This is a genomic window from Hyphomonas sp., assembly GCF_965284475.1.
Classification (GTDB): domain Bacteria; phylum Pseudomonadota; class Alphaproteobacteria; order Caulobacterales; family Hyphomonadaceae; genus Hyphomonas.
In genome coordinates, this window is the sequence record NZ_OZ260087.1 from 3,236,999 (window position 1) to 3,259,002 (window position 22,004).

25 protein-coding genes and 1 pseudogene are annotated in these 22,004 nt (G+C 59.1%); 17 read left to right on the forward strand and 9 right to left on the reverse strand.

The window, feature by feature from the left end:
• Nucleotides 1-21 precede the first annotated feature (21 nt).
• Nucleotides 22-825 carry an NUDIX hydrolase gene (locus tag ACQ66M_RS15670; protein ID WP_350172058.1) on the forward strand — a complete coding sequence of 268 codons (804 nt, stop codon included), beginning with the start codon at nt 22-24 and terminating at the stop codon, nt 823-825.
• Here the strand turns inward: ACQ66M_RS15670 and ACQ66M_RS15675 are convergent, their stop codons facing one another.
• Together ACQ66M_RS15675 and ACQ66M_RS15680 are read right to left on the reverse strand one after the other, a co-directional pair.
• Nucleotides 826-1,383, reverse strand: coding sequence for an Hpt domain-containing protein (locus ACQ66M_RS15675; protein ID WP_350172060.1), 558 nt, complete (start codon nt 1,381-1,383; stop codon nt 826-828).
• Between the two features lie 73 nt (nt 1,384-1,456).
• Nucleotides 1,457-2,224 carry an NAD kinase gene (locus ACQ66M_RS15680; protein ID WP_350172062.1) on the reverse strand — a complete coding sequence of 256 codons (768 nt, stop codon included), beginning with the start codon at nt 2,222-2,224 and terminating at the stop codon, nt 1,457-1,459.
• A 137-nt stretch (nt 2,225-2,361) separates the two neighbouring features.
• Between ACQ66M_RS15680 and ACQ66M_RS15685 the strand changes: the two genes are divergently transcribed.
• Both ACQ66M_RS15685 and hemA read left to right on the forward strand, forming a co-directional pair.
• The gene (locus tag ACQ66M_RS15685; protein WP_350172064.1) at nt 2,362-3,138 is read left to right on the forward strand and encodes a class II aldolase/adducin family protein; all 777 of its coding nucleotides are present in this window, start codon (nt 2,362-2,364) and stop codon (nt 3,136-3,138) included.
• A gap of 108 nt (nt 3,139-3,246) precedes the next feature.
• Nucleotides 3,247-4,464 (forward strand): 5-aminolevulinate synthase, encoded by a 1,218-nt coding sequence (gene hemA / locus ACQ66M_RS15690; RefSeq protein ID WP_350172066.1) that lies wholly within the window; start codon nt 3,247-3,249, stop codon nt 4,462-4,464.
• 42 nt (nt 4,465-4,506) lie between these two features.
• On the opposite strand, the gene ACQ66M_RS15695 is transcribed toward hemA, so the two are convergent.
• Nucleotides 4,507-4,908, reverse strand: coding sequence for a MucR family transcriptional regulator (locus ACQ66M_RS15695; protein WP_350172068.1), 402 nt, complete (start codon nt 4,906-4,908; stop codon nt 4,507-4,509).
• Between the two features lie 220 nt (nt 4,909-5,128).
• Between ACQ66M_RS15695 and glyA the strand changes: the two genes are divergently transcribed.
• The 7 genes and pseudogenes from glyA to nusB form a co-directional block, all read left to right on the forward strand.
• The gene (glyA, locus tag ACQ66M_RS15700; RefSeq protein ID WP_350172070.1) at nt 5,129-6,436 is read left to right on the forward strand and encodes a serine hydroxymethyltransferase; all 1,308 of its coding nucleotides are present in this window, start codon (nt 5,129-5,131) and stop codon (nt 6,434-6,436) included.
• A 6-nt stretch (nt 6,437-6,442) separates the two neighbouring features.
• On the forward strand, nt 6,443-6,913 hold the full coding sequence (nrdR, locus tag ACQ66M_RS15705; RefSeq protein ID WP_350172072.1) for a transcriptional regulator NrdR: 471 nt from the start codon (nt 6,443-6,445) through the stop codon (nt 6,911-6,913).
• Complete coding sequence (locus tag ACQ66M_RS15710) at nt 6,910-7,557, forward strand: RibD family protein (RefSeq protein ID WP_350172074.1); 648 nt, start codon at nt 6,910-6,912, stop codon at nt 7,555-7,557. The genes nrdR and ACQ66M_RS15710 overlap by 4 nt, the downstream gene beginning before the upstream one ends.
• A 29-nt stretch (nt 7,558-7,586) precedes the next feature.
• Complete coding sequence (locus ACQ66M_RS15715) at nt 7,587-8,222, forward strand: riboflavin synthase (RefSeq protein WP_350172076.1); 636 nt, start codon at nt 7,587-7,589, stop codon at nt 8,220-8,222.
• Nucleotides 8,212-9,339: a 3,4-dihydroxy-2-butanone-4-phosphate synthase gene (gene ribB, locus ACQ66M_RS15720; RefSeq protein ID WP_430404974.1), complete on the forward strand. Its 1,128-nt coding sequence runs from the start codon at nt 8,212-8,214 to the stop codon at nt 9,337-9,339. Before ACQ66M_RS15715 ends, ribB begins: the two co-directional genes overlap by 11 nt.
• Nucleotides 9,339-9,767, forward strand: coding sequence for a 6,7-dimethyl-8-ribityllumazine synthase (ribH, locus tag ACQ66M_RS15725; RefSeq protein WP_350172080.1), 429 nt, complete (start codon nt 9,339-9,341; stop codon nt 9,765-9,767). Before ribB ends, ribH begins: the two co-directional genes overlap by 1 nt.
• Nucleotides 9,764-10,207 (forward strand): annotated as a pseudogene (gene nusB, locus ACQ66M_RS15730) (transcription antitermination factor NusB); the annotation flags it as partial. The gene ribH and the pseudogene nusB, both read left to right, overlap by 4 nt.
• Nucleotides 10,208-10,239: 32 nt before the next feature.
• On the opposite strand, the gene ACQ66M_RS15735 reads toward nusB, so the two are convergent.
• Nucleotides 10,240-11,409, reverse strand: coding sequence for an epoxide hydrolase family protein (locus tag ACQ66M_RS15735; protein WP_350172084.1), 1,170 nt, complete (start codon nt 11,407-11,409; stop codon nt 10,240-10,242).
• 68 nt (nt 11,410-11,477) lie between these two features.
• Complete coding sequence (gene erpA, locus ACQ66M_RS15740) at nt 11,478-11,819, reverse strand: iron-sulfur cluster insertion protein ErpA (protein ID WP_350172086.1); 342 nt, start codon at nt 11,817-11,819, stop codon at nt 11,478-11,480.
• 27 nt (nt 11,820-11,846) lie between these two features.
• Here erpA and ACQ66M_RS15745 point away from each other — a divergent pair, with 27 nt between their 5' ends.
• The 5 genes from ACQ66M_RS15745 (at nt 11,847) to scpB (ending at nt 16,930) form a co-directional block, all read left to right on the forward strand.
• A complete protein-coding gene (locus ACQ66M_RS15745) occupies nt 11,847-13,019 on the forward strand; it encodes a deoxyguanosinetriphosphate triphosphohydrolase (RefSeq protein ID WP_350172088.1) in 1,173 nt (390 codons plus the stop codon).
• Nucleotides 13,020-13,148: 129 nt separating this feature from the next.
• Nucleotides 13,149-14,012: an SPOR domain-containing protein gene (locus ACQ66M_RS15750; RefSeq protein ID WP_430404976.1), complete on the forward strand. Its 864-nt coding sequence runs from the start codon at nt 13,149-13,151 to the stop codon at nt 14,010-14,012.
• A complete protein-coding gene (locus ACQ66M_RS15755; protein ID WP_430405187.1) occupies nt 14,009-15,049 on the forward strand; it encodes a glycoside hydrolase family 3 N-terminal domain-containing protein in 1,041 nt (346 codons plus the stop codon). The genes ACQ66M_RS15750 and ACQ66M_RS15755 overlap by 4 nt, the downstream gene beginning before the upstream one ends.
• On the forward strand, nt 15,046-15,879 hold the full coding sequence (locus ACQ66M_RS15760) for a segregation and condensation protein A (RefSeq protein ID WP_350172094.1): 834 nt from the start codon (nt 15,046-15,048) through the stop codon (nt 15,877-15,879). The genes ACQ66M_RS15755 and ACQ66M_RS15760 overlap by 4 nt, the downstream gene beginning before the upstream one ends.
• The gene (gene scpB / locus ACQ66M_RS15765) at nt 15,866-16,930 is read left to right on the forward strand and encodes an SMC-Scp complex subunit ScpB (protein ID WP_430404978.1); all 1,065 of its coding nucleotides are present in this window, start codon (nt 15,866-15,868) and stop codon (nt 16,928-16,930) included. The genes ACQ66M_RS15760 and scpB overlap by 14 nt, the downstream gene beginning before the upstream one ends.
• Before the next feature lie 3 nt (nt 16,931-16,933).
• Here the strand turns inward: scpB and ACQ66M_RS15770 are convergent, their stop codons facing one another.
• From ACQ66M_RS15770 to ACQ66M_RS15785, 4 genes are all read right to left on the reverse strand, one after another.
• Nucleotides 16,934-17,539: a DUF1287 domain-containing protein gene (locus ACQ66M_RS15770; RefSeq protein ID WP_350172098.1), complete on the reverse strand. Its 606-nt coding sequence runs from the start codon at nt 17,537-17,539 to the stop codon at nt 16,934-16,936.
• Between the two features lie 93 nt (nt 17,540-17,632).
• On the reverse strand, nt 17,633-18,304 hold the full coding sequence (locus ACQ66M_RS15775) for a nitroreductase (protein WP_430404980.1): 672 nt from the start codon (nt 18,302-18,304) through the stop codon (nt 17,633-17,635).
• A gap of 66 nt (nt 18,305-18,370) precedes the next feature.
• The gene (locus ACQ66M_RS15780; protein ID WP_350172102.1) at nt 18,371-19,702 is read right to left on the reverse strand and encodes a cytochrome P450; all 1,332 of its coding nucleotides are present in this window, start codon (nt 19,700-19,702) and stop codon (nt 18,371-18,373) included.
• A gap of 117 nt (nt 19,703-19,819) precedes the next feature.
• Nucleotides 19,820-20,308, reverse strand: a complete 489-nt coding sequence (locus ACQ66M_RS15785) for a DUF2244 domain-containing protein (RefSeq protein ID WP_430404982.1) — start codon at nt 20,306-20,308, stop codon at nt 19,820-19,822.
• 57 nt (nt 20,309-20,365) lie between these two features.
• Here ACQ66M_RS15785 and nth point away from each other — a divergent pair, with 57 nt between their 5' ends.
• A complete protein-coding gene (gene nth, locus ACQ66M_RS15790) occupies nt 20,366-21,112 on the forward strand; it encodes an endonuclease III (RefSeq protein ID WP_350172106.1) in 747 nt (248 codons plus the stop codon).
• 116 nt (nt 21,113-21,228) lie between these two features.
• On the forward strand, nt 21,229-22,002 hold the full coding sequence (locus tag ACQ66M_RS15795) for a DUF481 domain-containing protein (protein WP_350172108.1): 774 nt from the start codon (nt 21,229-21,231) through the stop codon (nt 22,000-22,002).
• Nucleotides 22,003-22,004: the final 2 nt, after the last annotated feature.

The following is a 22,004-nucleotide window of genomic DNA, read 5'->3' on the forward strand; positions in this document are numbered from 1 at the left end:
TGACCAATCGAGGTTACCAGCATGACGAAGACCCCTTCGACACCACGTCTTTCAGCCACTGTCCTGATCATTCGGGACGGAGAAACCGCGCCTGAAGTCCTCATGGTAAAGCGCCATTATCAGATCGATTTCGCGGCTGGCGCACTCGTGTTCCCGGGTGGCAAGGCCAATGACGAAGACTCCAGTCCGGACTGGGATGCCTATACTGACGGCGATTTTGGTCCGGTGCAGCAAGATGCACGAATTGCGGCGGTGCGTGAGGCGTTTGAGGAGTCAGGCTTGCTGTTGGCGCGGCATGCGAGCAGGCGTGGCCCTGGCGCGCCGCTTGTTGGTCCCGAGATATCCGAGAAGCTTGCACCGCACCGCGGTGCCGTTGACCGGCAGGAGGAAAGCTTCCTGGAACTGATACGCGATAACGGCCTCGTTCTGGCGCTAGACAGCCTGATCCACTTTGGCCACTGGATTACGCCGGAGATGATGCCGAAGCGCTTCGACACACATTTCTACCTGGCGCCAGCACCGTCCGACCAGATTGCCGCGCATGATGGCCGCGAAACGACGGATGCCGTCTGGCTGGGCGCAAGCGAAGCACTCGACATGGAGCTTGCCGGAAAGGCCACGATCATTTTTCCGACCCGGATGAACCTTGTGAAACTGGCCCGCAGCACATCAGTCGCAGAGGCGGCTGAACGGTTCGGCGCAGAAGATGTTGTCATGGTGCTGCCGCAGGCCGGAAAGACCGATACGGGTGAACCCTGCCTGTTCATCCCCGAAGAAGCGGGATACGGCCAGACCGTCGAACTGCTGTCGCGGGTCAATGTCTGATCAGTTGGTGGCGGCTTTTGCGGCGACCGTTTGCTCGAGCGCATCGCAAACGGCGTCAGCGACTGAATCGGAGCCGTCGCCCCTGCCAACCCCGATGAAGGCGGCGCGGCACGCTTCGACATGCAGATTGATGAGGGCGGAGTTCTCGCCTGGGTGTGTGTCGCTGAGCAGGGTCGAAAGCGATCCGCAAAGGCGCGATATTGCAGGGTAACCGTAAGACCCCGCGACCCCACGTATGTTGTGTGCGGCCATGAAGACGGCGCGGTATTCTTCCGGAGTCGCATCCGGGACGTTTGCGGCGTTCCAGGAGGCTATCAGATTGTCCAGGTCAGCGGACATCCATGCTTCGAACCGTTCGGAGAGGGAATCGACCGCCGCCTCTGCCTTGTCGGCAAGTTCTTCCGGATCGACCGAACTGGCGATCACAGCCTTGGAGTCTTCCGGTTCCGGCGTGCGCATCTTGATGACGCGGGAAATGTCCGGCGTGGAAACCTGCTTCGTTTCAGCGGTCGAGCGACCTGCCGTAAGACGCCATTTCCCAAGTAATTTGTCGAACATCAATTCGCCCCGCATTTGCAGGACAACACTATGAGCGAAGCCTTAAAAAAACGCTGACAAGTCAGACGTCACATCAAAACGCGAATTGCTCGCGCAGTATGCGTTCGTCAAGCGCATGCCCTGGATCAAACAACATGGTCAGTCGCTGGTCCCGGCTCTCGCGAACTTGCACATGGACAATGTTTCTGACTTCCTGATTGTCGGCAGCGGCGGCCACAGGCCGGCGGTCAGGGGCAATGACATCAATGTTGACCGTTGCGTCATGGCGTAAAAGCGCGCCTTTCCAGCGTCGCGGCCTGAAGGCGCTTACAGGGGTCAGCGCCAGGAGGTTGGCGCCAATCGGCAGGATCGGACCGTGTGCCGACAGGTTATAGGCGGTCGATCCGGCGGGCGTGGCCACCATAACGCCGTCACAGGTCAGCTCTTCCATGCGCAACCGGTCGTCGACGGTGATCTTGAGGCGAGCCGATTGGGCCGTCTGACGCAGTAGTGAAACTTCGTTGATGGCCAGTGCCCTGTGGTGTTGGCCATGGGTGTCGGTTGCGATCATGCGGAGGGGAACGATGCTTGCCCGCTCGGCGGCATTGATTCGCTCGACCAGTCCGTCGACGCTGTAATCGTTCATCAGGAAGCCCACGGTTCCGCGATGCATGCCGTAAACGGGTTTGTTATCGTCAAACCGGCGGCGGAGCGTATCAAGCATTGCGCCATCACCACCTATAGCGACGATCACGTCGGCGTCCTCTTCCGCAAAGTGTCCGTAAAGCCGCCGCAACTCCGGCAGGGCTTCCTGAGCTTCAGGGCGTTTGGAGGCAAAAAAGGATATTCGTAACTGGGTCATGGCGCCCACATGTCGGCGGCGCCGGAAGAATCGTCAAGGCGTTCGATGCCTGCGCTATCCTGACGCCAGTGTCAGGTTTGACTGGCATGTGCCCGCGATTTCCGGTACTTTCCCTTTAAAAGATGGAGGAAGACAGAATGGCTGACGGTGCCCAAAAGATTGATATTCGCGGTTCTGTAAGTGCGGACGAGTGGAAAGCGCGTGTCGATCTGGCCGCGATGTACCGTCTTGTCGCCTTACACGGTTGGGACGACATGATTTTCACCCATATTTCCCACCGCGTGCCGGGGCCGGACCACCATTTTCTCATCAACCCCTATGGCATGCTGTTTGAGGAAATCACGGCCTCATCGCTGGTGAAGGTCGATCTCGACGGTAACGTGATCCAGGAAACCGAATATTTCATCAACCCGGCGGGCTTCACGATTCACTCTGCTGTTCATGCTGCGCGCGACGATGCGCATGTCGTCATGCACCTGCACACCGACGATGGCGTCGCGGTGTCCTGCCAGAAAGATGGCCTGATGCCGCTCAGCCAGACATCCATGCTGGTTCGGCACGATCTGGCCTACCATGACTATGAGGGCGTTGCTCTTGATCTTGGAGAGCGTGAGCGCCTCGTCGCTGATCTCGGCACAAGGAACACGATGTTGCTCTACAATCACGGCACTTTGGCCGTTGGTGGCACTGCAGCTGAAACCTTCCTGCGCATGTTCTTCCTCGAGCGCGCCTGCACAATGCAGGTTCGCGCCCTGTCGGCGGGACGGGACGGTGTGATTGTCGCTCCGGAAGCCGTTCAGGACGTCGTTAAGGGCCAGAGCAATCCTGAAGGGACCAAGGTGCTCGCCAACCGTCTCGCCTGGCCGGCACTGTTGCGCAAATTGGACCGCCAGTCGCCTGGATATGACTCTTAAGGAAATCCACGTATGCGACAAATGCGGCCTTTGTCGTAGTTGAGGATTATCAACCGGGCTGTGCCCGCCTATCTAACGCCACAAATCCACCAAGGGCGACCACAAGCCATGAAGCATCTTAAAGCATTCGAAGACGCCCTGGGCGCAATCCATGGCGAGGGCCGCTACCGGGTCTTCATAGACCTTCATCGCCATCGTGGGCGGTTTCCCAAGGCGACCGCGCGGTTTGAAGATGGCGAACGCGAAGTCACGATCTGGTGCTCGAACGATTATCTCGGCATGGGCCAGGATGATGACGTGATCAATGCGATGCACGAGGCGATTGACAGTTTCGGTGCAGGCTCTGGCGGTACACGCAATATATCGGGCACGACTCGCTACCATGTCGACCTGGAACGGGAGCTGGCCGATCTGCATGGCAAGGAATCGGCGCTGTTGTTCACGTCGGGCTATGTGTCCAACGAAGCAACGCTTTCGACGCTGGGCAAAATACTGCCCGACATGATTATCTACTCCGACGCGCTCAACCACGCGTCCATGATTGAAGGCATCCGCCGGTCGGGTCTGGACCGCCGCATTTTCCGGCATAATGACGTGGACCACCTTCGCGCCCTGCTGGAACTTGATGACCCCGAAAGGCCAAAGCTGATTGCGTTCGAAAGCGTCTATTCGATGGATGGCGATTTCGGCCGGATGGAAGAGCTTTGCGATCTTGCGGACGAATTCAACGCCTTGACCTATCTTGACGAAGTCCACGCGGTCGGACTTTACGGGCATAATGGGGCAGGGGTGGCAGAGATGCAGGGCCTCGCCGACCGGATCGACATTATCGAAGGCACGCTGGGCAAGGCCTATGGCGTGATGGGCGGATACATTGCCGGGCATTCAACCGTGATCGACTCGATCCGTTCGATGGCCTCCGGGTTCATCTTCACGACATCGACCTGCCCTGTGATGGCGGCAGGAGCGCTCGAGAGCGTGTCCAAGCTGCGGACGGATGAAGGGCGCCGCTTGCGGTCTGTGCACCAGGCGAATGCGGCCCTGCTCAAGCAGAAATTCGCTGACGCGGGCCTGCCTGTCATGGACTCACCCTCGCATATCGTGCCGCTGCTCGTTGGTGACCCTGAGCGCTGCAAGGCGCTGTCCGACACGCTCTTGTTCGATTTCGGCATCTATGTTCAGCCCATCAACTACCCCACTGTGCCGCGTGGCACCGAGCGCTTGCGGTTTACGCCAAGCCCGGTTCACGGCGAGGCCATGATGGATGAACTCGTGGCGGCGATACTTGCGGTATGGAAGCAACTCGGACTCGACCAGGCGGCCTGAGGCGCTGGTCGGTTAATTAATCCTCGTCGAATACTTTATGTGTCACGATTTCTTCTTGCCAAGGCCGATATCTCTGGCGTGCTGGGACCGGATCTTGGCATAGTTTGGGGCGACCATCGGGTATTCGGCCGGCAAGTTCCAGCGGGCCCTGTATTCCTCCGGAGTCATGTCATACCGGGAACGAAGATATCGTTTCAGCATTTTCAGTTTCCGGCCGTCCTCAAGACATATCAGGTAATCTGGCGTGATGGATTTCGCAACAGGCACCGCAGGTTCGGGTGTATCTTCCTTGACAGGATCTCCCTTTGAAAGACTGACGATCGTGTCATGGACAGCCTTGATCAGTTCCGGCAACTCAGAGGCGGGAACTGCATTGTTGGCGACAAAGGACGACACGATGCCTGTCGTCATTTCGAGCGCATCCGTGTGGTCGATTTCGCGCATGATTGACGATGCCCCGTTGCGATACAAGTGCGCAGTTTGCCTGTTAATACAGCCCCAATAATCATGATATCATATACAGCCAAGTAATGGCACTCAATATTCGTCACTTAAATGGACTAAGAATACTGCGACTTGCATGATCTTCTTGGTAAATCGTCGTGGTTGCAGCAGGAGTGCAGGCGGCGTAAAGACGTGCTGACCCTTGCTACAGGAGATTCTCATGGCTGACACGGCAGTACCCGCGCAGATCAAGTCGCGCGGATTCTTTACAATGTCGGTGTCTGAAGCTGACCCCGAGCTGTTCGCAGCCATCGCGGACGAACGGTCACGCCAACAGCATCAGATTGAATTGATTGCCTCCGAGAATATCGTTTCGCGTGCAGTGCTGGATGCGCAGGGTTCCATTCTCACGAACAAGTACGCCGAGGGCTATCCTGGCAAACGCTACTACGGCGGTTGCGAATTTGTTGACGTCGCCGAAAACCTGGCAATCGACCGCGCCAAGGCCTTGTTCGACTGCCAGTTTGCGAATGTGCAGCCGAACTCGGGCAGCCAGGCCAACCAGGGTGTATTCCAGGCCGTGCTCAAGCCGGGTGACACTATACTTGGCATGAGCCTGGACGCTGGCGGCCACCTCACACACGGTGCAAAGCCCAACCAGTCTGGCAAATGGTTCAATGCGGTCCAGTATGGGGTTCGGCGCGAAGATGACCGGATCGATTTCGTGGAAGTGGAGCGCCTGGCCAAGGCCCATCGTCCGCAGATGATCATTGCGGGCGGCTCTGCCTATCCGAGGCAGATAGATTTCAGGAAATTCCGCGAGATCGCCGACGATGTCGGCGCGATCTTCCTGGTCGATATGGCGCACTTTGCCGGTCTCGTCGCAGGCGGGGTGCACCCCAACCCGCTTGAGCATTGCCACATCGCGACGACAACAACACACAAGACGCTGCGTGGCCCACGTGGCGGTATGATCCTGACCAATGACGAGGCGTTGGCGAAGAAGATCAATTCGGCCATTTTCCCGGGTATCCAGGGCGGTCCGCTGATGCACGTCATCGCCGCCAAGGCGGTCGCGTTCGGTGAAGCACTGACGCCTGAATTCAAGGCGTACGCCGCTCAGGTTGTGGCGAATTCGCAGGCCATGGCTGCGGCCTGCAAGGCCGGCGGACTGGATGTTGTTTCCGGTGGCACTGACACGCACCTCGCGCTGATCGACCTGCGTCCCAAGCAGGTGACTGGTCGTGACGCCGAACAGGCGCTTGAGCGGGCCTTCATCACCTGCAACAAGAATGGTGTACCTTTCGATCCGGCCAAGCCGACCATTACCAGCGGCATTCGCGTTGGGTCGCCCGCTGGAACGACGCGCGGCTTTCGCGAGCCGGAATTCACGCAGATCGGCAATTGGATCGTTGAAGTCGTCGACGCAGTCGCGGCGGGTGACAGCACAGCGGTTGAAGACAAGGTCCGCGCCGAAGTGAAGGCGCTGACAGTCCAGTTCCCGATTTACGATGGCCTGGGAGCTTGATGCGCTTTGCGGTGTCCGTTCTGTGGTTCTGAAAATACAGCCGTAAAAGACAGCCGTTCGGCTGAAGACGACACCGCAGTCCGTCGCCGCCGTGTGTGCGACAGCTGCGGCGCACGTTTCACCACATTCGAGCGTGTCCAGTTACGCGAGATCATTGTCGTGAAGCGCGATGGCAAGCGGTCCCTGTTTGAACGTGACAAACTGTTTAGGTCAATCTCGGTTGCCGTGCGTAAACGACCTGTAGACCGCGAGCGCATTGATCAGATGGTTTCCGGAATCGTGCGGAAACTGGAAAGCGGCGGAGAGTCCGAAGTGCCTTCATCCGAGCTCGGGGAGCTGGTCATGGAATCCCTCAAGCGGGTCGATCCCGTCGGCTATGTCCGCTATGCCAGCGTCTATCGCGACTTCAAGGATCCGAGCGATTTCGCGCAATTCATCGAGAAGACCGCCCTCGAAGAAGACAATGACGAGTCATGAGCGGCGTGAGGGTCACCCTCAAGATTGCAACGTCGCTGGATGCGCGCATCGCGCTTGCTGATGGCACCAGCCAGTGGATCACAACGAGCGGTTCGCGCGCACGCGCCCACCAGTTGCGTGCCGAACACGATGCGGTCCTCGTAGGTATCGGCACGGTCCTGGCAGACGACCCGCTGCTCACCGCCCGCACTGTGCCAATGCCTGTCAGGCAACCTGTCCGCATTGTCGCTGACTCCAGCGGACGCACGCCGAAACAGTCGCGCCTTGTCCAGTCCATTTCCAGTGGTCCTGTGGTCGTTGCCACGTCAGGCCAGCCGCAGGATATCCTCGCGGCCAGCGGCGTAGACATCTGGCGGTGCGGGAACGGGCTGCGCGTGGATGTGAAGTCGCTCGTGCGCCGCGCTGAAGGCGAAGGGATAACGTCCATTCTGCTGGAAGGGGGCGGAACCCTGGCGGCGTCCTTCATCCGGGCAGGGCTCGTTGACCAGATCGCCTGGTTCCGCGCACCGATCCTGATCGGTGGGGACGGCCTTCCGGCGCTCGGGGGGCTTGGCCTCAGCGATCTTGCCTCTGCGTCCCGCTGGCGACCTGTCGCAACGGAACGGATTGGAGATGACGTTCTCGATACTTATGTTCGAATTTAGCATAAGTCCGGCAAAGGATACGCCCTGCAATGTTTACTGGTCTCGTCACAGATGTCGGCACCGTCCGGAAGGCGGAAGCGCGCAACGGGCTGATGCGCTTCGAAGTCGAAAGTGGTTATCCGCTTGACGGCATAGCCATGGGAGCGTCGATCATGCATTCGGGTGTATGCCTCACAGTCGTCGACAAGGGGCAGGCAGAGCGCGGGGCCTGGTTTGCGGTCGAGGCCGTACCCGAAACCCTGTCAAAGACCGTGCTTGGCGACTGGAATGTCGGCTCGCGCGTCAATCTCGAACAAAGCCTGAAGCTTGGCGACGAGCTTGGCGGTCATTTCGTATTCGGTCATGTTGATGGCGTGGGTGAGGTCGTGTCGATCGAATCGGAAGGACAAAGCTGGCGGCTCACCATTCGCCCGCCTGCAGCAATTGCGCGCTATTTTGCGACCAAGGGGTCGGCCGCGATCAATGGCGTGTCACTGACCGTGGCCGAGGCCCTGCCAAATGGCGATTTCCAGCTGGCCATCATTCCCCATACCTGGGACGTCACAACGCTTTCAGAGCTGGCACCCGGCTCCCACGTAAACCTTGAGATCGATATGCTGGCACGCTATGTGGCCCGCATGATAGGCGCCGACGCGCCAGAAGGACCCCCTCACAATGTCAGATGAGTTCCATCACGCGATATCCTCGATCGACGAGATCATCGAGGATGCCCGCAACGGCAAGATGTACATTCTCGTCGATGCCGAAGATCGCGAAAATGAAGGCGACCTGATTGTGCCGGCCACTTTTGCCACGCCCGAGCAGGTCAATTTCATGGCGCGTTTCGGGCGCGGCCTGATCTGCCTCGCCATGACGCAGGAGCGTGCGCACACACTTCATCTCGACATGATGACGCGCAATAATCGTGAAAGCATGCAGACTGCGTTCACCGTTTCCATAGAGGCAAAAGAAGGCGTGACGACGGGCATTTCCGCCCATGATCGCGCGCGCACCATTGCTGTCGCCATCGACCCGACAGCTGATCATGACGATATCGTTTCGCCCGGCCACGTTTTCCCGCTGGTCGCCAAGGATGGTGGCACAATGGTGCGGGCCGGGCACACAGAGGCAGCCGTCGATATATCCCGTATGGCCGGGCTGTATCCTGCTGGCGTGATCTGCGAAATCATGAATGAAGATGGCTCGATGGCACGTCTGCCGGACCTTGTTGCCTTCGCCCAACTTCACAACCTCAAGATCGGTACGATTGCGGACCTGATCGCGTGGCGGCGCAAGAATGACCGCTTCCTTGAGCGCCGAGTCGAAGCACCGCTGGACTCTGCCTATGGCGAAGGTTTCAAGACGGTCTGCTTCCGCAACGCGCTTGATGGATCAGAACACATTGCTATCGTCCATGGGGCCATCACCCCTGACGCGACGACCATTGTGCGGGTTCACCGCACCGATGTTCTGGCCGACATCCTCGGTGAAACTGGCCCCCGTCAGGGCCTTGTCGAACGTGCCATGCGCATCATCGCCGAGGCGAAAGCACCCGGTGTCATCGTTTTCGTCAACACGATGCGCCCGAATGCACTTTCAGAACGCCTTGGCTTGAAATCGACCATACCTGTCGATCCGACGGCACCGCTGCGGGAGTATGGCGTCGGAGCCCAGATTTTGCGCGAACTCGGCGTCCGCAAGATGACATTCCTGTCGAATACGCAGCCCACCCGCGTTGCAGGGCTTGACGGATACGGCCTGACCATAGAGGGCTGGCGCCGCTTGAACGAGGAGAACAAATAATGGCGGACCGCGTCCTCATTGCGATATCACGCTATTACAAACACATCAGCGACGAACTTGAGCTTGGCGCTATGGAAGTCCTGGAAGCAGCCGGCGCGAAGGTGACGGTCATGGAAGTGCCGGGCGCATTTGAGCTTCCCGGCCTAATCGCCATGGCAGCTGATAGCGGTCGGTTCGATGGTGCCGTTGCGCTGGGGTGTGTCATTCGGGGCGAGACATCCCACTATGACTATGTGTGTGGTGAAAGCGCCCGAGGTCTTATGGATCTGATTGTCCAGCGCCGCCAGGCTGTCGGCTACGGAATCCTGACAGTCGAGAACGAAGAACAAGCATGGGTGCGCGCTGACCGCAAACAGAAGAACAAGGGTAAGGACGCTGCTGAGGCCTGCCTCGCAATGATCCGGTTCCGCAAGGAGCTCATTCGTTGAGTGAACAGAAACTCCCCTTTGAAGTCATCCGTGCGCGACGCGCCGGTGCGCGTCTGGCGGCCGTTCAGGCACTTTACGAAATGGAGCAGACCGAGAAATCGGCAAAGGCCACCATTCGTGCCTTCATGGAAGATCGTCTGGGAATCGGTCCTGACGAGCGCCCCATCGAGGAAGCCGACCCGGATCTGTTCAAGTCCATTCTCAACGCTGTCGTCGAACATCAGGGGGTGATCGACACAGCCATCTTGTCACGTCTGTCGGATGGCTGGAAACTGACGCGCCTCGACGCCACAACACGCGCCATCTTGCGCGCCGGGGCCGCTGAGTTCATCGTGCATCAGGAGCTGTCCGAGGCGGTTATCCTCGATGAGTATGTCTCGCTGGCTTATGATTTCTTTGACGAGACCGAAGCCAAGTTCGTCAATGCTGTGCTCCAGAATGTCGGCCGGGACCTGAGAACGGGTAACGCAGCCTAGCCTGACTTGCGGCCCCAGGCGCGAACGTCTTCCACAAACATCTCGGGCTTCTCCATTGCAGCGAAATGCCCTCCGCTTTCCATCTCTGTCCAGTGTGTGATGTTGTAGACGCGTTCGCACCAACTGCGGGGCGGCGCAGGGTATACGGCCTCGCCCGGAAAGTTGGCGAACCCGGTGGGCGTTTCGCAACGCTGGCCTTCCGGCAAGGTTGCGCCGCCTTCCTGGAACAAGGCGTTATAGTACCAGACGCTGGTCGCAATGGCATCATTCACTAGATAGATCATGATATTGGTCATCAGCTGATCCTTGGAATACACGCTGAACAAGTCGCCATCTTTCAGGTCTGACCATCCGTGAAATTTCTCCAGAATCCAGGCCGCTGTTCCCATCGGCGAGTCCATCAGGGCCATGGCCAGTGTCTGCGGCTTGGTGGCCTGTTCCATGAAATAGGCGCCTTGCGCCTGCATGGCGGCCTGCGCTTTTCCGATCCAGTCGGTCTCTTCCTGCGTTTGCGGCGTTGCAGGCGTCGGGCGCAAGCCGATCATGTTCAGGTGGATCGCCTTGCACCCGCCCTTGTCGTCCTGGGTGCCGTGATCATATCCGATCCACGAGGTTACCAGTGCGCCCCAATCACCTCCCTGAGCGAGATAGGTCTGGTAGCCGAGTACGTCCTGCATCAGCGTGTTCCACAATGCCGCCGTCGCGCGTTGCCCCATAGGTGATTTGGGTTTTTCCGAAAAGCCGTAGCCGGGTAGCGACGGGATCACGAGATCGAAGGCATCCTCGGTATTGCCACCGTGCTTGGACGGGAAGGCAAGCGGTCCAATCGCGTCCCAGAATTCATAGAAGGATCCGGGCCAGCCGTGCGTGAGCAACAGCGGGCGTCTGCCGCCTGCCTCGCCCACAACATGGATGAAATGGATATCCATTCCGTCGACGTCGGCCTTGTAGCTGGGATAGCGGTTGAGATCGGCTTCGGCTTCGCGCCAATCGTATCCGGCGAGCCAGTAACGCTGCATTTCCTTCATGACTTGGGTGGACATGCCATAGGAAAAGCCCTGTTCATTGGCGGGGGCCGGAAACCAGGTGTAATCCTTCACGCGATCCTGAATGGCCGCGATCTTCGCGTCAGGAACGTCAATCCTGAATGGTTTCGCCTTTGGCATGTGCGCTTCCTCCTGCCAGTGACCATAGTCGCAATGGAAGCATCACGCGAGCCGGACGCTGGGGCAGGTCAGACTGAAAAGCTGGTCCCACACCCGCACGCGGCCGTGGCGTTCGGATTGTTGATCTTGAACGCCGCCCCGATCAGTTCGGTAGAAAAATCGATTTCCGAGCCCTGGAGGAATTCAAGGCTCATCGCGTCGATCAGCACGCGTGCACCGTCCCGTTCAACCACATGATCATCCGGATTGGCCGCATCGGCAAAGTCGAACTTGTAGGAAAAGCCCGAGCAGCCGCCGCCTTCGACAGAAACGCGCAGGAAGTCTGCGCCGTCCTGTTTTGCCAGAATCGCATTAATCCGCTTGGCAGCGGAGGCGGACAGGGTCACATCAGGGGCTGTTACGGTACTCATGAGGACAAGATAGGGACGAATTGGCCGATGGAAAAGAGAGCCGTGTTTGCGACGCGCCACGAAGAGAGCCGCGGCCGCTATTTTGACGAGGCGCCATCGGCCACACGAACGCCGTTTCAGCGCGATCGTGACCGTATCGTCCACTCAACAGCTTTTCGCCGGTTGAAGCAGAAAACACAGGTATTTGTGGCCCATGAGGGCGACCACTACCGCACCCGGCTCACGCATTCCCTGGAAGTCGCCCAGATTGCGCGCAGCGTGTCCCGCACGCTCGGCCTCGATGAGGACCTTGCCGAGGCGCTCGCATTGGCTCATGACCTTGGCCATCCGCCATTCGGTCACGCGGGCGAAGATCAGCTGGATGAGTGCATGAAGGGCTTTGAAGGCTTTGACCACAACGCCCAGACGCTGCGTCTCGTGACAAAACTGGAAGTGCGTTACCCCAATTTCGAGGGACTGAACCTGACCTGGGAAATGCTGGAGGGCCTGGTCAAGCACAATGGCCCGGTCACGGGCCCCGACACGCCAATCACCAGCCTCCCGGCTGCGTTCCGCAATTTCCCTCATCTGGCCGATCTGGAACCGGACCAGTTTGCCGGACCGGAGGCACAGGTCGCGGCCCTGTCGGATGATATCGCCTATAATAACCATGACATTGACGACGGCATCGCGTCTGGTCTCTTTACCATTGATGACCTCATGGACATCCCGGTCGTGGGGGAGCAGTTCCGGGGCGTGCGTATCGAATACCCGCATTTGAGCGACCGCATGGTTACATACGAGGCCGTGCGGCGCCTGATCGGCGTCTGGATCAATGACCTGACCGATGAGACCCGCCGCCGAATCAAGCTCCACAAACCCGCCAGCGCCGCCGAGGTGCGCGCGATGACCGTGCCACTTGTCGCCTTCTCGGATGAGCTGGAGGCCCGCCAGCGCGCGCTCAGGGCTTTTCTCCACGAGCGCATGTACAAGCATTACAAGGTCAACCGCATGCGCAGCCAGGCCAAACGCCTGCTGGCAGACCTGTTCAACATCTTCCTCGCAGAGCCCGAGACCCTGCCACCACCATGGCGCCAGGATGCGACACAGGTCACCGATGCCCGCAGGGCCCGTATCGTGTGTGACTATATCGCGGGCATGACGGACACATTCGCTATGGAGGAACATCGCCGCCTTTATGAGGTCAGCAGTATGCGCTGACCTCGTTCAGAGCGCACGAGTTAACCTCTGGACGGCCCTTGCCTTCGGGGAAAAGCCTTGATGTTCAAGCGTCATTAACGAAACCACCCCTAATGTTAACCTCAGAAAACCAATCTGAAGGAACAGTCCATGGGCAGATCGCGCAATGAGAGGGGAAATTATGCCCCTTTTGACGATGATTACCGGGGATTCGAGATCCGCGACGACGAAACGGCCCGCGGTCCGCTGATTCTTGCGCTCGCCATTGGCGTGCTGCTAGTCTTCGGTGCCGTCGTCTGGAATACATACCGACAGGGTGTGCGCTCCAATGGCGCCGGAATCCCAAGCGTTATTGCAGATACGCAACCTTACAAGCGGACGCCGGAAGACCGCGGCGGTGTGGCGGTTCCAGATACCGACAAGCGATTCTACGACCAGATGGACGCCTCCGACCGGCCTGAAGTCGCCGGGTCTGTCGTGGCTGACCTCGATGGCGCCTTGAGCGACGAATTCCTGCAGGGCGGACCGCCCATCGAGCTGCGCCCGGGCGTCGAATCAGGCACGGACGACGGCGTCGATCCCGAGAATGGCATGCCGAACGTGGTTGCCGATCAGGTGCGAGCTTTGGCCAATCTGGATGAACGCCCCGCTGACGATCCCGCAGACGCCGTCGACGTCGCGTCGGTGAACCCGGTCCCGATGCCAATGGCACCCAGGATGATGGCGCCCAGCCATAGCGGCTCCGAGTTCGATTTCAGCGCTGGAGGAGCCTTTCTGGTTCAGATCGCTGCCTTTCGGTCGGAGGAAGCGGCCGAAGCAGCCTGGCGCAAGGCATCTGCCTCCCGCCCCGACATCTATCACGGCGCCGAGAAACACATACAACGGGCCGACTTGGGTGCCAAAGGTGTGTTTTACCGCTTGCGCGTCGGGGCCTTTGCCGAAAGATCGCAGGCAACGGAGTTCTGCACCGCGCTCAAGTCCGCTGGCGAAAACTGCATTGTGGTGACTGGATAGTGACAAAGGCGTGCATCCTCAGCGTCTCAGGACCAATACTGACACCGGGAGAGCGGGTGCTCTTTTCCGCGCATGACCCCTGGGGCGTCATCCTGATGGGACGTTCCTGCGTGTCGAAATCCCAGATTCGCCGGCTCGTTGCCGACATTTGGGATGCAACCGGTCGCGCCACGCTGATCTTCATCGACCAGGAAGGGGGGCGTGTGGCCCGCCTGAAGGCGCCCGAATGGCCGCTGTTCCCTCGCGGCGAGGACTATGCGCTCGTCTACCAGTCTGATCGCGAACGCGGTCTGGAGGCCGCCTGGCTTGGCCATCGCCTGATCGCTGCCGAACTGGCCTCCCTGTCTATTCATGCCGATTGCGCCCCCGTGGTCGACCTGCCGGTGCCCGGTGCACATGACGTGATCGGCGACAGGGCCTTTGGCACAGAGCCCGAGCAGGTCGCAGACATTGCGCGTGCCGCTCTGAAGGGCCTTGCGGATGGCGGTGTGGCCGGTGTGGTGAAGCATATTCCCGGGCATGGCCGGTCCATGTCCGACAGCCATCTGGAACTGCCGCGCGTCACCGCGGGCGCCAACGAGCTCGCCAGGGATTTTGACGCCTTCGCGCGCCTTGCGGACGCGCCGATGGCGATGACCGCCCATATCGCATACGACTCCATCGACCCTGGTGTCGCCGCGACCCTGTCACCGGCGGTAATACAGGGCATCATTCGCGAGCGAATCGGGTTTGATGGCCTGCTGATGACGGATGATCTGGGGATGAGGGCGCTGGGCGGTAGCCTGACGACGCGTGCAGACGGTGCAATTGCAGCCGGATGTGACGTGCTGCTGCATTGTTCGGGCTTCCTGAAGGCGCCTGATGAAATTCTTGCGGAAATGGCTGAAGTCGCCGAAGCCTCTCCTTTTCTCGCTGACAAGGCCCTGCAACGTGCGCAGCGGGCCGAGGCCATGTCGACGGCGCAGATGCCGTTCGACGGCCAGGCCGGCTGGGCGCGTTTCCACGAACTCTTCCCCGAATTCAGGGCGATGGCATGAGTCTGGAAGCTATCTCCATCGATGCGCTGTCGGCAGACGCGCAGGACGCCGAAGCGGGCGATATTTTCCGCGTCGATGTCGATGGCTATGAAGGCCCGCTTCACCTGTTGCTGGAACTCGCCCGGCGCCAGAAGGTGGACCTGCTCCACCTCTCCATTCTCGACCTCGCGGTCCAGTATCTCGTCTTCATCGAAGACGCCAAGACCCAGCGCATGGATCTGGCCGCCGACTATCTCCTAATGGCCTCGTGGCTCGCCTTCATGAAGTCGCGCCTCCTGCTGCCAAAGCCTGACAAGCTGGACGATGACGAGCCGTCGGGCGAAGAAATGGCCGAGCGTCTCGCGTTCCGCCTCAAACGTCTTGATGCGATGCGCATGGCAGTTCAGGAACTGGAGGCCGGTCCGGTCCTGAACAATGTCATTTTCCTGCGCGGCCGGCCTGAACAGCCACGGGTTGTCAAGCACACAGAATTCAAGGCGTCGCTCTACGAGCTGACACAGGCCTTCGGCGCAATACGCGAGCGCAAGGAACAGGAAGCGCCTCACAAGATCGAGCAGCAATTCGTCCTGCCACTTGAACTAGCCCGGACCACGCTGCGCGCCTTGCGTGAGCAATTGAGCCAGTGGTCCAGTCTGGATGACATCCGGATCAGCATGACCGAGGTTGACCCCTTGTTACCGCCACGCTCGGTCACCGCCAGCGTGTTTGCGGCCGCGCTCGAACTTGCCCGGGACGGGGAAGTCGACGTGCGCCAGGACGCCCACTTTGCGCCACTTTACCTACGTAATGCAGGAACCAACCCCGGGGAGGGCAGGGATGCAACCGCTTGAGAAGTTTGAAATGACGGATGATTCACCGGAAGAGACGCGGGATCCCTTGGCCCAGCTGTCCTTCGCCTACAAACGGTCCGAAGCCGAACTGGCTGGCGGCGTCGAGGAGGCCCTGTCTGAGGGTATCCGGCGCGCCGAGGCCATCCTGTTTGCTGCCGGCGAGCCGCTATCAGCAGACCAGATTGCCGAAATACTGCCGCACGGCGTGGAGTCCGCCGAAGTCCTGATGGCGCTACGCGCAATGTACGCGAACAGGGGCGTGAACCTGGTCGAAGTCGCCGGCAAGTGGCGGTTCCAGACGGCGCAGGACCTGTCCTACCTGTTCGTGGAAGAGCGCCAGGTTCAGAAGAAACTCGGTCAGGCCGCGCTGGAGACCCTTGCGATCATCGCCTACGGTCAGCCTGTTACGCGGGCAGAGATCGAAGCCGTTCGCGGTGTTGCCGTTGCCAAGACTACGATTGATACGCTGATGGAAGCTGGCTGGGTCAAGATCAAGGGGCGCCGCAAGACGCCGGGCCAGCCGATGACCTATGGCACGACGGATTCCTTTCTTGAGCATTTTGGCCTCGAAAGCCTCGACACGCTTCCCGGCAAGGCCGATCTTGAAGCAGAAGGCCTGTTGTCTGATGTCATCCCGGCCGGTTTCCAGATGCCCGACGAGGAAGCGCTCAACGACGAGGACGTGCTTATCCAGGATTCTGCGGACGTCGAAGCCGTCGATGCATTCGTTACCGACTATATGGATGAGGAAGACGATGGTGAGACGGGTTCTGACGCCATCGCCGGTATGAATATTGACGATGAGGTTGATGAGGAGCCAGAAGCGTCGGCCCAACAAAGTGAATCAGACGCTGGCGACTCTGCAGAAGCTGAAGCCATTGACGATGATTCAAGCGGGGTCAGCGTTTTTGCCTATCTCAAGCCCCGTCCGCGTGCTGCTGAAGACGATGACGAGTTCGACCGCGCCAGCGTAAAGGCCGCCGTGATCCAGCTCGCATCCAGTCCGCGCGAGCCCGAGCGTCCGATGACCGACTGGGACGACGAGGAATAGGGCTCATGCTGCCGGCGGTTCGAACCTGAAACGCTGCTCGTCGTCGAACATGCCAAGGATATCATCCTCGGCCGTGCCTGCACCAATGTTATGGATCACATGGCGGTGCCCCATGGGCGTCATCTTGTCAGATACGATGCCGACATGTGGCAGCCTGCCATTGAGACGCATCGTATAGATGTCGCCAGCTTGCCAGTCTGCCAGTTCGTCCGGAACAGGTAGCCGTGTGCCATGCCGCCGGAAATAGGTCTCAAGGTTCGGTACGCGTCTGTGGTCTATGTTCCTGTCCGGCCGGGTCAGCCCCCAGATTTTCGGATAGGCACTGAACGCTGCCGTCATGTCCTTGTGTACGGCTGACTGCAGGTCGAAGTCGAAGGCGTCCCTATAGGCCCGCACCAGAACGTCCGTGCACACGCCTCGCTCGCGCGGTAGGTCGCCATTCGGATAGTCGAGGCTGACATAGGCGGGGTCGTAGGACAGCGTGATTCCTATCTGCTCACGCGCCGCCATGATCAGGCGGGTCTCCCACGGGATCAGCCGCTCGCCAAGCACGCTCGGAACGAGTGGAAGGGCTACCAGGCCGGAGAATGCGGCACGTCGCGTGATCATGCAGGCAGCAGATCATTCCGATGCGGCAGCAATAGGTCGAAAATGGTGCGCAACCGGCGCAACCACACCCCTCCGCCCCCTCACAACTTCCGCTCAGAACCCCTTCAGAACGGCAATTTCGTCCACGTCGGCGCGTTCAGCGCGCAGCGAATTGACGGGGTGCTCGGCGTCCGGAATGCCCACGGCCATGCCGCACCAAACCATTTCGGTAGCGCCAAGACCGAAATGTTCCTTGAGCATCGGACGCATTATTCCCCAGCATTCCTGCATGCATGTCCCCCATCCGCGCTCCTCAGCGAGCAAGGCCAGAGTCTGCAGATACATGCCGGTATGGCCCCATTGGCCGTGGCCCATTCGCTCGTCAATCACAATGAACACAGCGACCGGCGCCCCGAAAAAGCGATAATTATTTGCAAACCAGGCAAGCTTTGCGGCCCGGTCCGATCGCGGGATTTTCAATGCCTCGTACATCATCTCTCCCACACGGCGCCGGCGGCCCTCGTGCGGCTCCCACAAGTCCTTTGGATAGATGGGGCGGTCTGTCGGTTGCCCAGCCGGGCTATCCTTCAGGACACCAGCAGCCTTGGCGATAATCTCGTCACGCGCCTTCCCCGTTACCACGATCACTCGCCATGGCTGCGTATTACCGCCAGACGGCGCGCGCTGGGCCGCCGTAAGCCAGTCGCGGATTTCTGATTGCGCAAGGGGATCGTGTTTGAACGCACGCGTTGAAATACGCTGAGCGACTGCGGTGGAAACATCCATGAAAAAACCTCCCATCAGGACATGACGGGAGGTTTAGCAGTCTTTGCGTGGGGTTAGCCAACAGCCTTATTTTGGATGGCAGATGACCGGCATCCAAGTGTAGCCTTTAACGAAAGCACCCGATGTGAGCGACGGCTCGTCCAACACTTCAATATGGCTGAAGCGTTCCATGATTTCCTGCCACAGGATCTGCAGTTGCAACTCAGCAAGGCGGTTGCCGACGCAACGGTGGATGCCAAAACCGAATGAGATGTGGCGGCGTGCATTTTCACGGTCGATGATGTAATCGTTGGGACGATCCCAGAAGCGTTCGTCGCGGTTGCCCGAGACATACCACATGGCGACCTGGTCGCCTTTCTTGATTGTCTTGCCGTGCATCTCGACGTCTTCCAGTGCCGTGCGGCGCATGAAAGCGAGCGGCGTTTGCCACCGGATCGTCTCCGAAACCATGTTCGGAATCAGCGAATGGTCAGCCTTCAGCTTTTCGTACTCAGCCGGGAATTTGTTCAGCGCGTAAACAGACCCCGTCATCGAGTTGCGGGTCGTGTCATTGCCGCCGACGATCAGCAGGATGACGTTACCCAGCAATTCCATCGGCGTCATGTTGCGAGTCTTTTCGCCATGAGCCAGCAGGCTGATAAGATCGTTTTTCTCGTCCATCGCGCCCCGTTCCTGGAAAAGGCCCATGAACGTTGTGAGACAGGTCATCATTTCCTGTTTCCACTGTTCTTCCCCACCGGGGCAGATGTCCGGGTTGTTCATATTCGTCGCCACGTCCGACCAGCGGGTGAGGTCGCGACGGCGCTCGAACGGATAGTCGAACAGGGTGGCCAGCATCATGGTCGTCAATTCCACGGAAACCGTATCGACCCAGTCAAACGGCTCGCCAACCGGAATGCTGTCCAGCAGTCCCTGCGTCCGCGAGCGGATCAGGGATTCATATTCCTTGAGCATGTTTGGCGCGACAGCCGGCTGGACCGTCTTGCGCTGCTCGGAGTGACGCGGCTCGTCCATGGCAATGAACATCGGCATTTCGAAATCTTCAAGCGGCTCGCCAAGTGTGATCCCGCCGTGTTCCCAACTGGATGAGAAGCGCGTGTGATCAATGTCGACCGCCATGATGTCCTCATAGCGGGTGACTGACCAGTAGGGCCCTACAAAACTGTCTGGCGTGAAGTGGACAGGGTCTTCATTGCGCAGGCGCTCGAGACGGTCCCAGTACTTGCCCTGACGCCAGATTTCGGGATCGACCAGGTCCAGGGTGTTGATATCCAGTTCTGAAGCCGGGGGAACGGCCTCTCCGACACGCAAGTATCCGGGATGCAGTGGCTCACGGTCCGAAACTTTCGGGCGCTGGAGCGCAGGGTGATCAAAGGTTTGTGCGGTATCGGCAGCCATTCTTCTTCCTCCGAAGGGTCCCGGGCGGGGACTCCAGTTCTATTCTCGACCTAGATTTATCATACCCGGCACAAAAAAACCATGACGCAGGCGTCATTTATTTTTGTTAACCTTGAATCAGGCTGAATGCCTTTCTGCGCGGGCATTCAGAATCGCGCTGCGAAGAGCCGTCGCGAGTGTTTTGCGTTCGTGTGGCGTCAAAAACCGGCCGATGACATAGGCGGTGCGGCCGTGCGCGATTCGCAGCCAGCTTGTTGTGGTCAATGGTTCATCGAGTTCTACTCGTATGAAGGCCGAAGGTAGCTCCACAATTCGTTTGGTGCCGTCGGATTTGCGGTGCTGTAAAAACAGCGACTTGCCTGTGACTGTGACCCGGGTCTCTTCCTGTTGCTGACGGAAGGACCAGCGAAACGCCAGGTAGATGGCCAATGCGTCCAGCCCAAAGAACCCGAGTATCGGAAAGGCCCCCATTGAAACGAAAGCCACGCCGCAGAAAAGGCTGAGAGTACCGACCACTGCCATGACAATTGCGAATCCGCGCGGACTGAGCGACCGATTGGGCGTAAGCAATGCGTCGAAATAGATGGTTTCCTGAAACTCTGACATGGACGTTTATTTAGCACGCGCTTGCGTCCCGGAAAGTGCGTCTTAAACACCTCAGTCATGCCCGACAGAAGAACCGTTCAAAAGAAGAAGACGACGAGAGCGCGAGCCCCGCGGACCTTTGGGCGTGAGCGTGCGACCGAACTCTATGACGCGCTTGCTCAGGACCGGCCGGATCCGAAGACCGAACTGGATTTTACCAGCCCGTACACGCTAGTCGTGGCAGTCGCGCTGTCTGCGCAGGCTACGGATGTCGGGGTGAACAAGGCCACCGCCAAATTGTTTGCATTGGCAGATACGCCTGAGAAAATGCTCGTGCTCGGAGAGGAGGGTGTCGCTGAACATATCCGCACGATTGGCCTCTGGCGGAACAAGGCCAAGAATGTCATCGCACTCAGTCAGATGCTGATCGACAGGTTCGACGGGGTCGTTCCGAACACGCTCGAAGAGTTGCAGGAATTACCCGGTGTCGGGCGCAAGACGGCGAATGTCGTTTTGAACGAGGCGTTTGGTGTGCCGACCATTGCTGTCGACACTCATGTGTTCCGCGTTTCAAACCGGACTGGCCTGGCGCCGGGGAAGACCCCCGATCAGGTGGAAATGGGACTGGAACGGGTCACGCCACCCAAATTCAAGCATGGTGCGCATCACTGGCTGATCCTGCATGGCCGATATGTTTGCAAGGCGCAGACCCCTGAGTGCTGGCACTGCGCCATTGCGCACTTGTGCAAATTCAAACCAAAAACTCCCGATCCGGCCACGGTTTCCCGCTTGGGACCCAGGGCCAAAGCCAAGCCCCGCAGATAGTGTGATGTGTGACATTTCTGCCAGCCGGTCTGCCTGCCTTCAGCCGGCCATGTTTCCATAACGACTTGGTCACAAAATGCCGTGAAACGTGCCGTGGAATATTCAGGAGTCACGTTATGTCCAAATTCAATTCACTCTCGCTTGGTGCCGTTTTGGCTGGTGTCGGCGTTCTCGCATGCCAACCCGCATTTTCAGAAGAACCGGACGGGTGGGCTGGCGAAGCGGCGTTCAGCGCCGGTTACACGACGGGCAATACTGAAACGACTGATCTGGGCCTGGGTGTAGACGTCGCCCGGACGCAAGGCCCCTGGACGATCGGGCTGGTTGCCGATGGCGAATATGGCGAACAGGACGGGGTCGAGAGCCGCAACCGGTACTTCCTGTCAGGCGATGTCGATCGCCTGCTCAATGAGAAGCTGTTTGCATTCGGTCGGACATCATATGAAGTTGACCAGTTTACCGGTTTCGACAGCCGCACCTTTGTCGGCGGCGGTCTCGGCTATCACATCTTTGACGGGGACAAGACCAAGTGGAGCGTGCAGGGCGGCCCGGGTGTTAAGATTGATGAAGTCAAACGGACCATTACGACTGATGCGCAAGGCGCTGTGCTGATCATTCCGGCAGAGACAGTGACGTCCTTTGGCGCCGTGGCCCGGTCTGAATACGCCTACACCTTCAACGAGAGCGTCAGCGTCTCGAACGAGACGGACGTGCTTTATGGTGAAGCGTCGACGCAGATCGAAAATGCCGCGTCGCTAACGGCCGCGATTTCAAAGTCCATCTCAGCACGCATGTCATTCAAAGTGCGTTACGACACCAATCCTGCAGATGGTTTCGAAGACACGGACACTGCGCTCAAGATCGCGCTCGTTTATGGATTCGGCGGATAGGG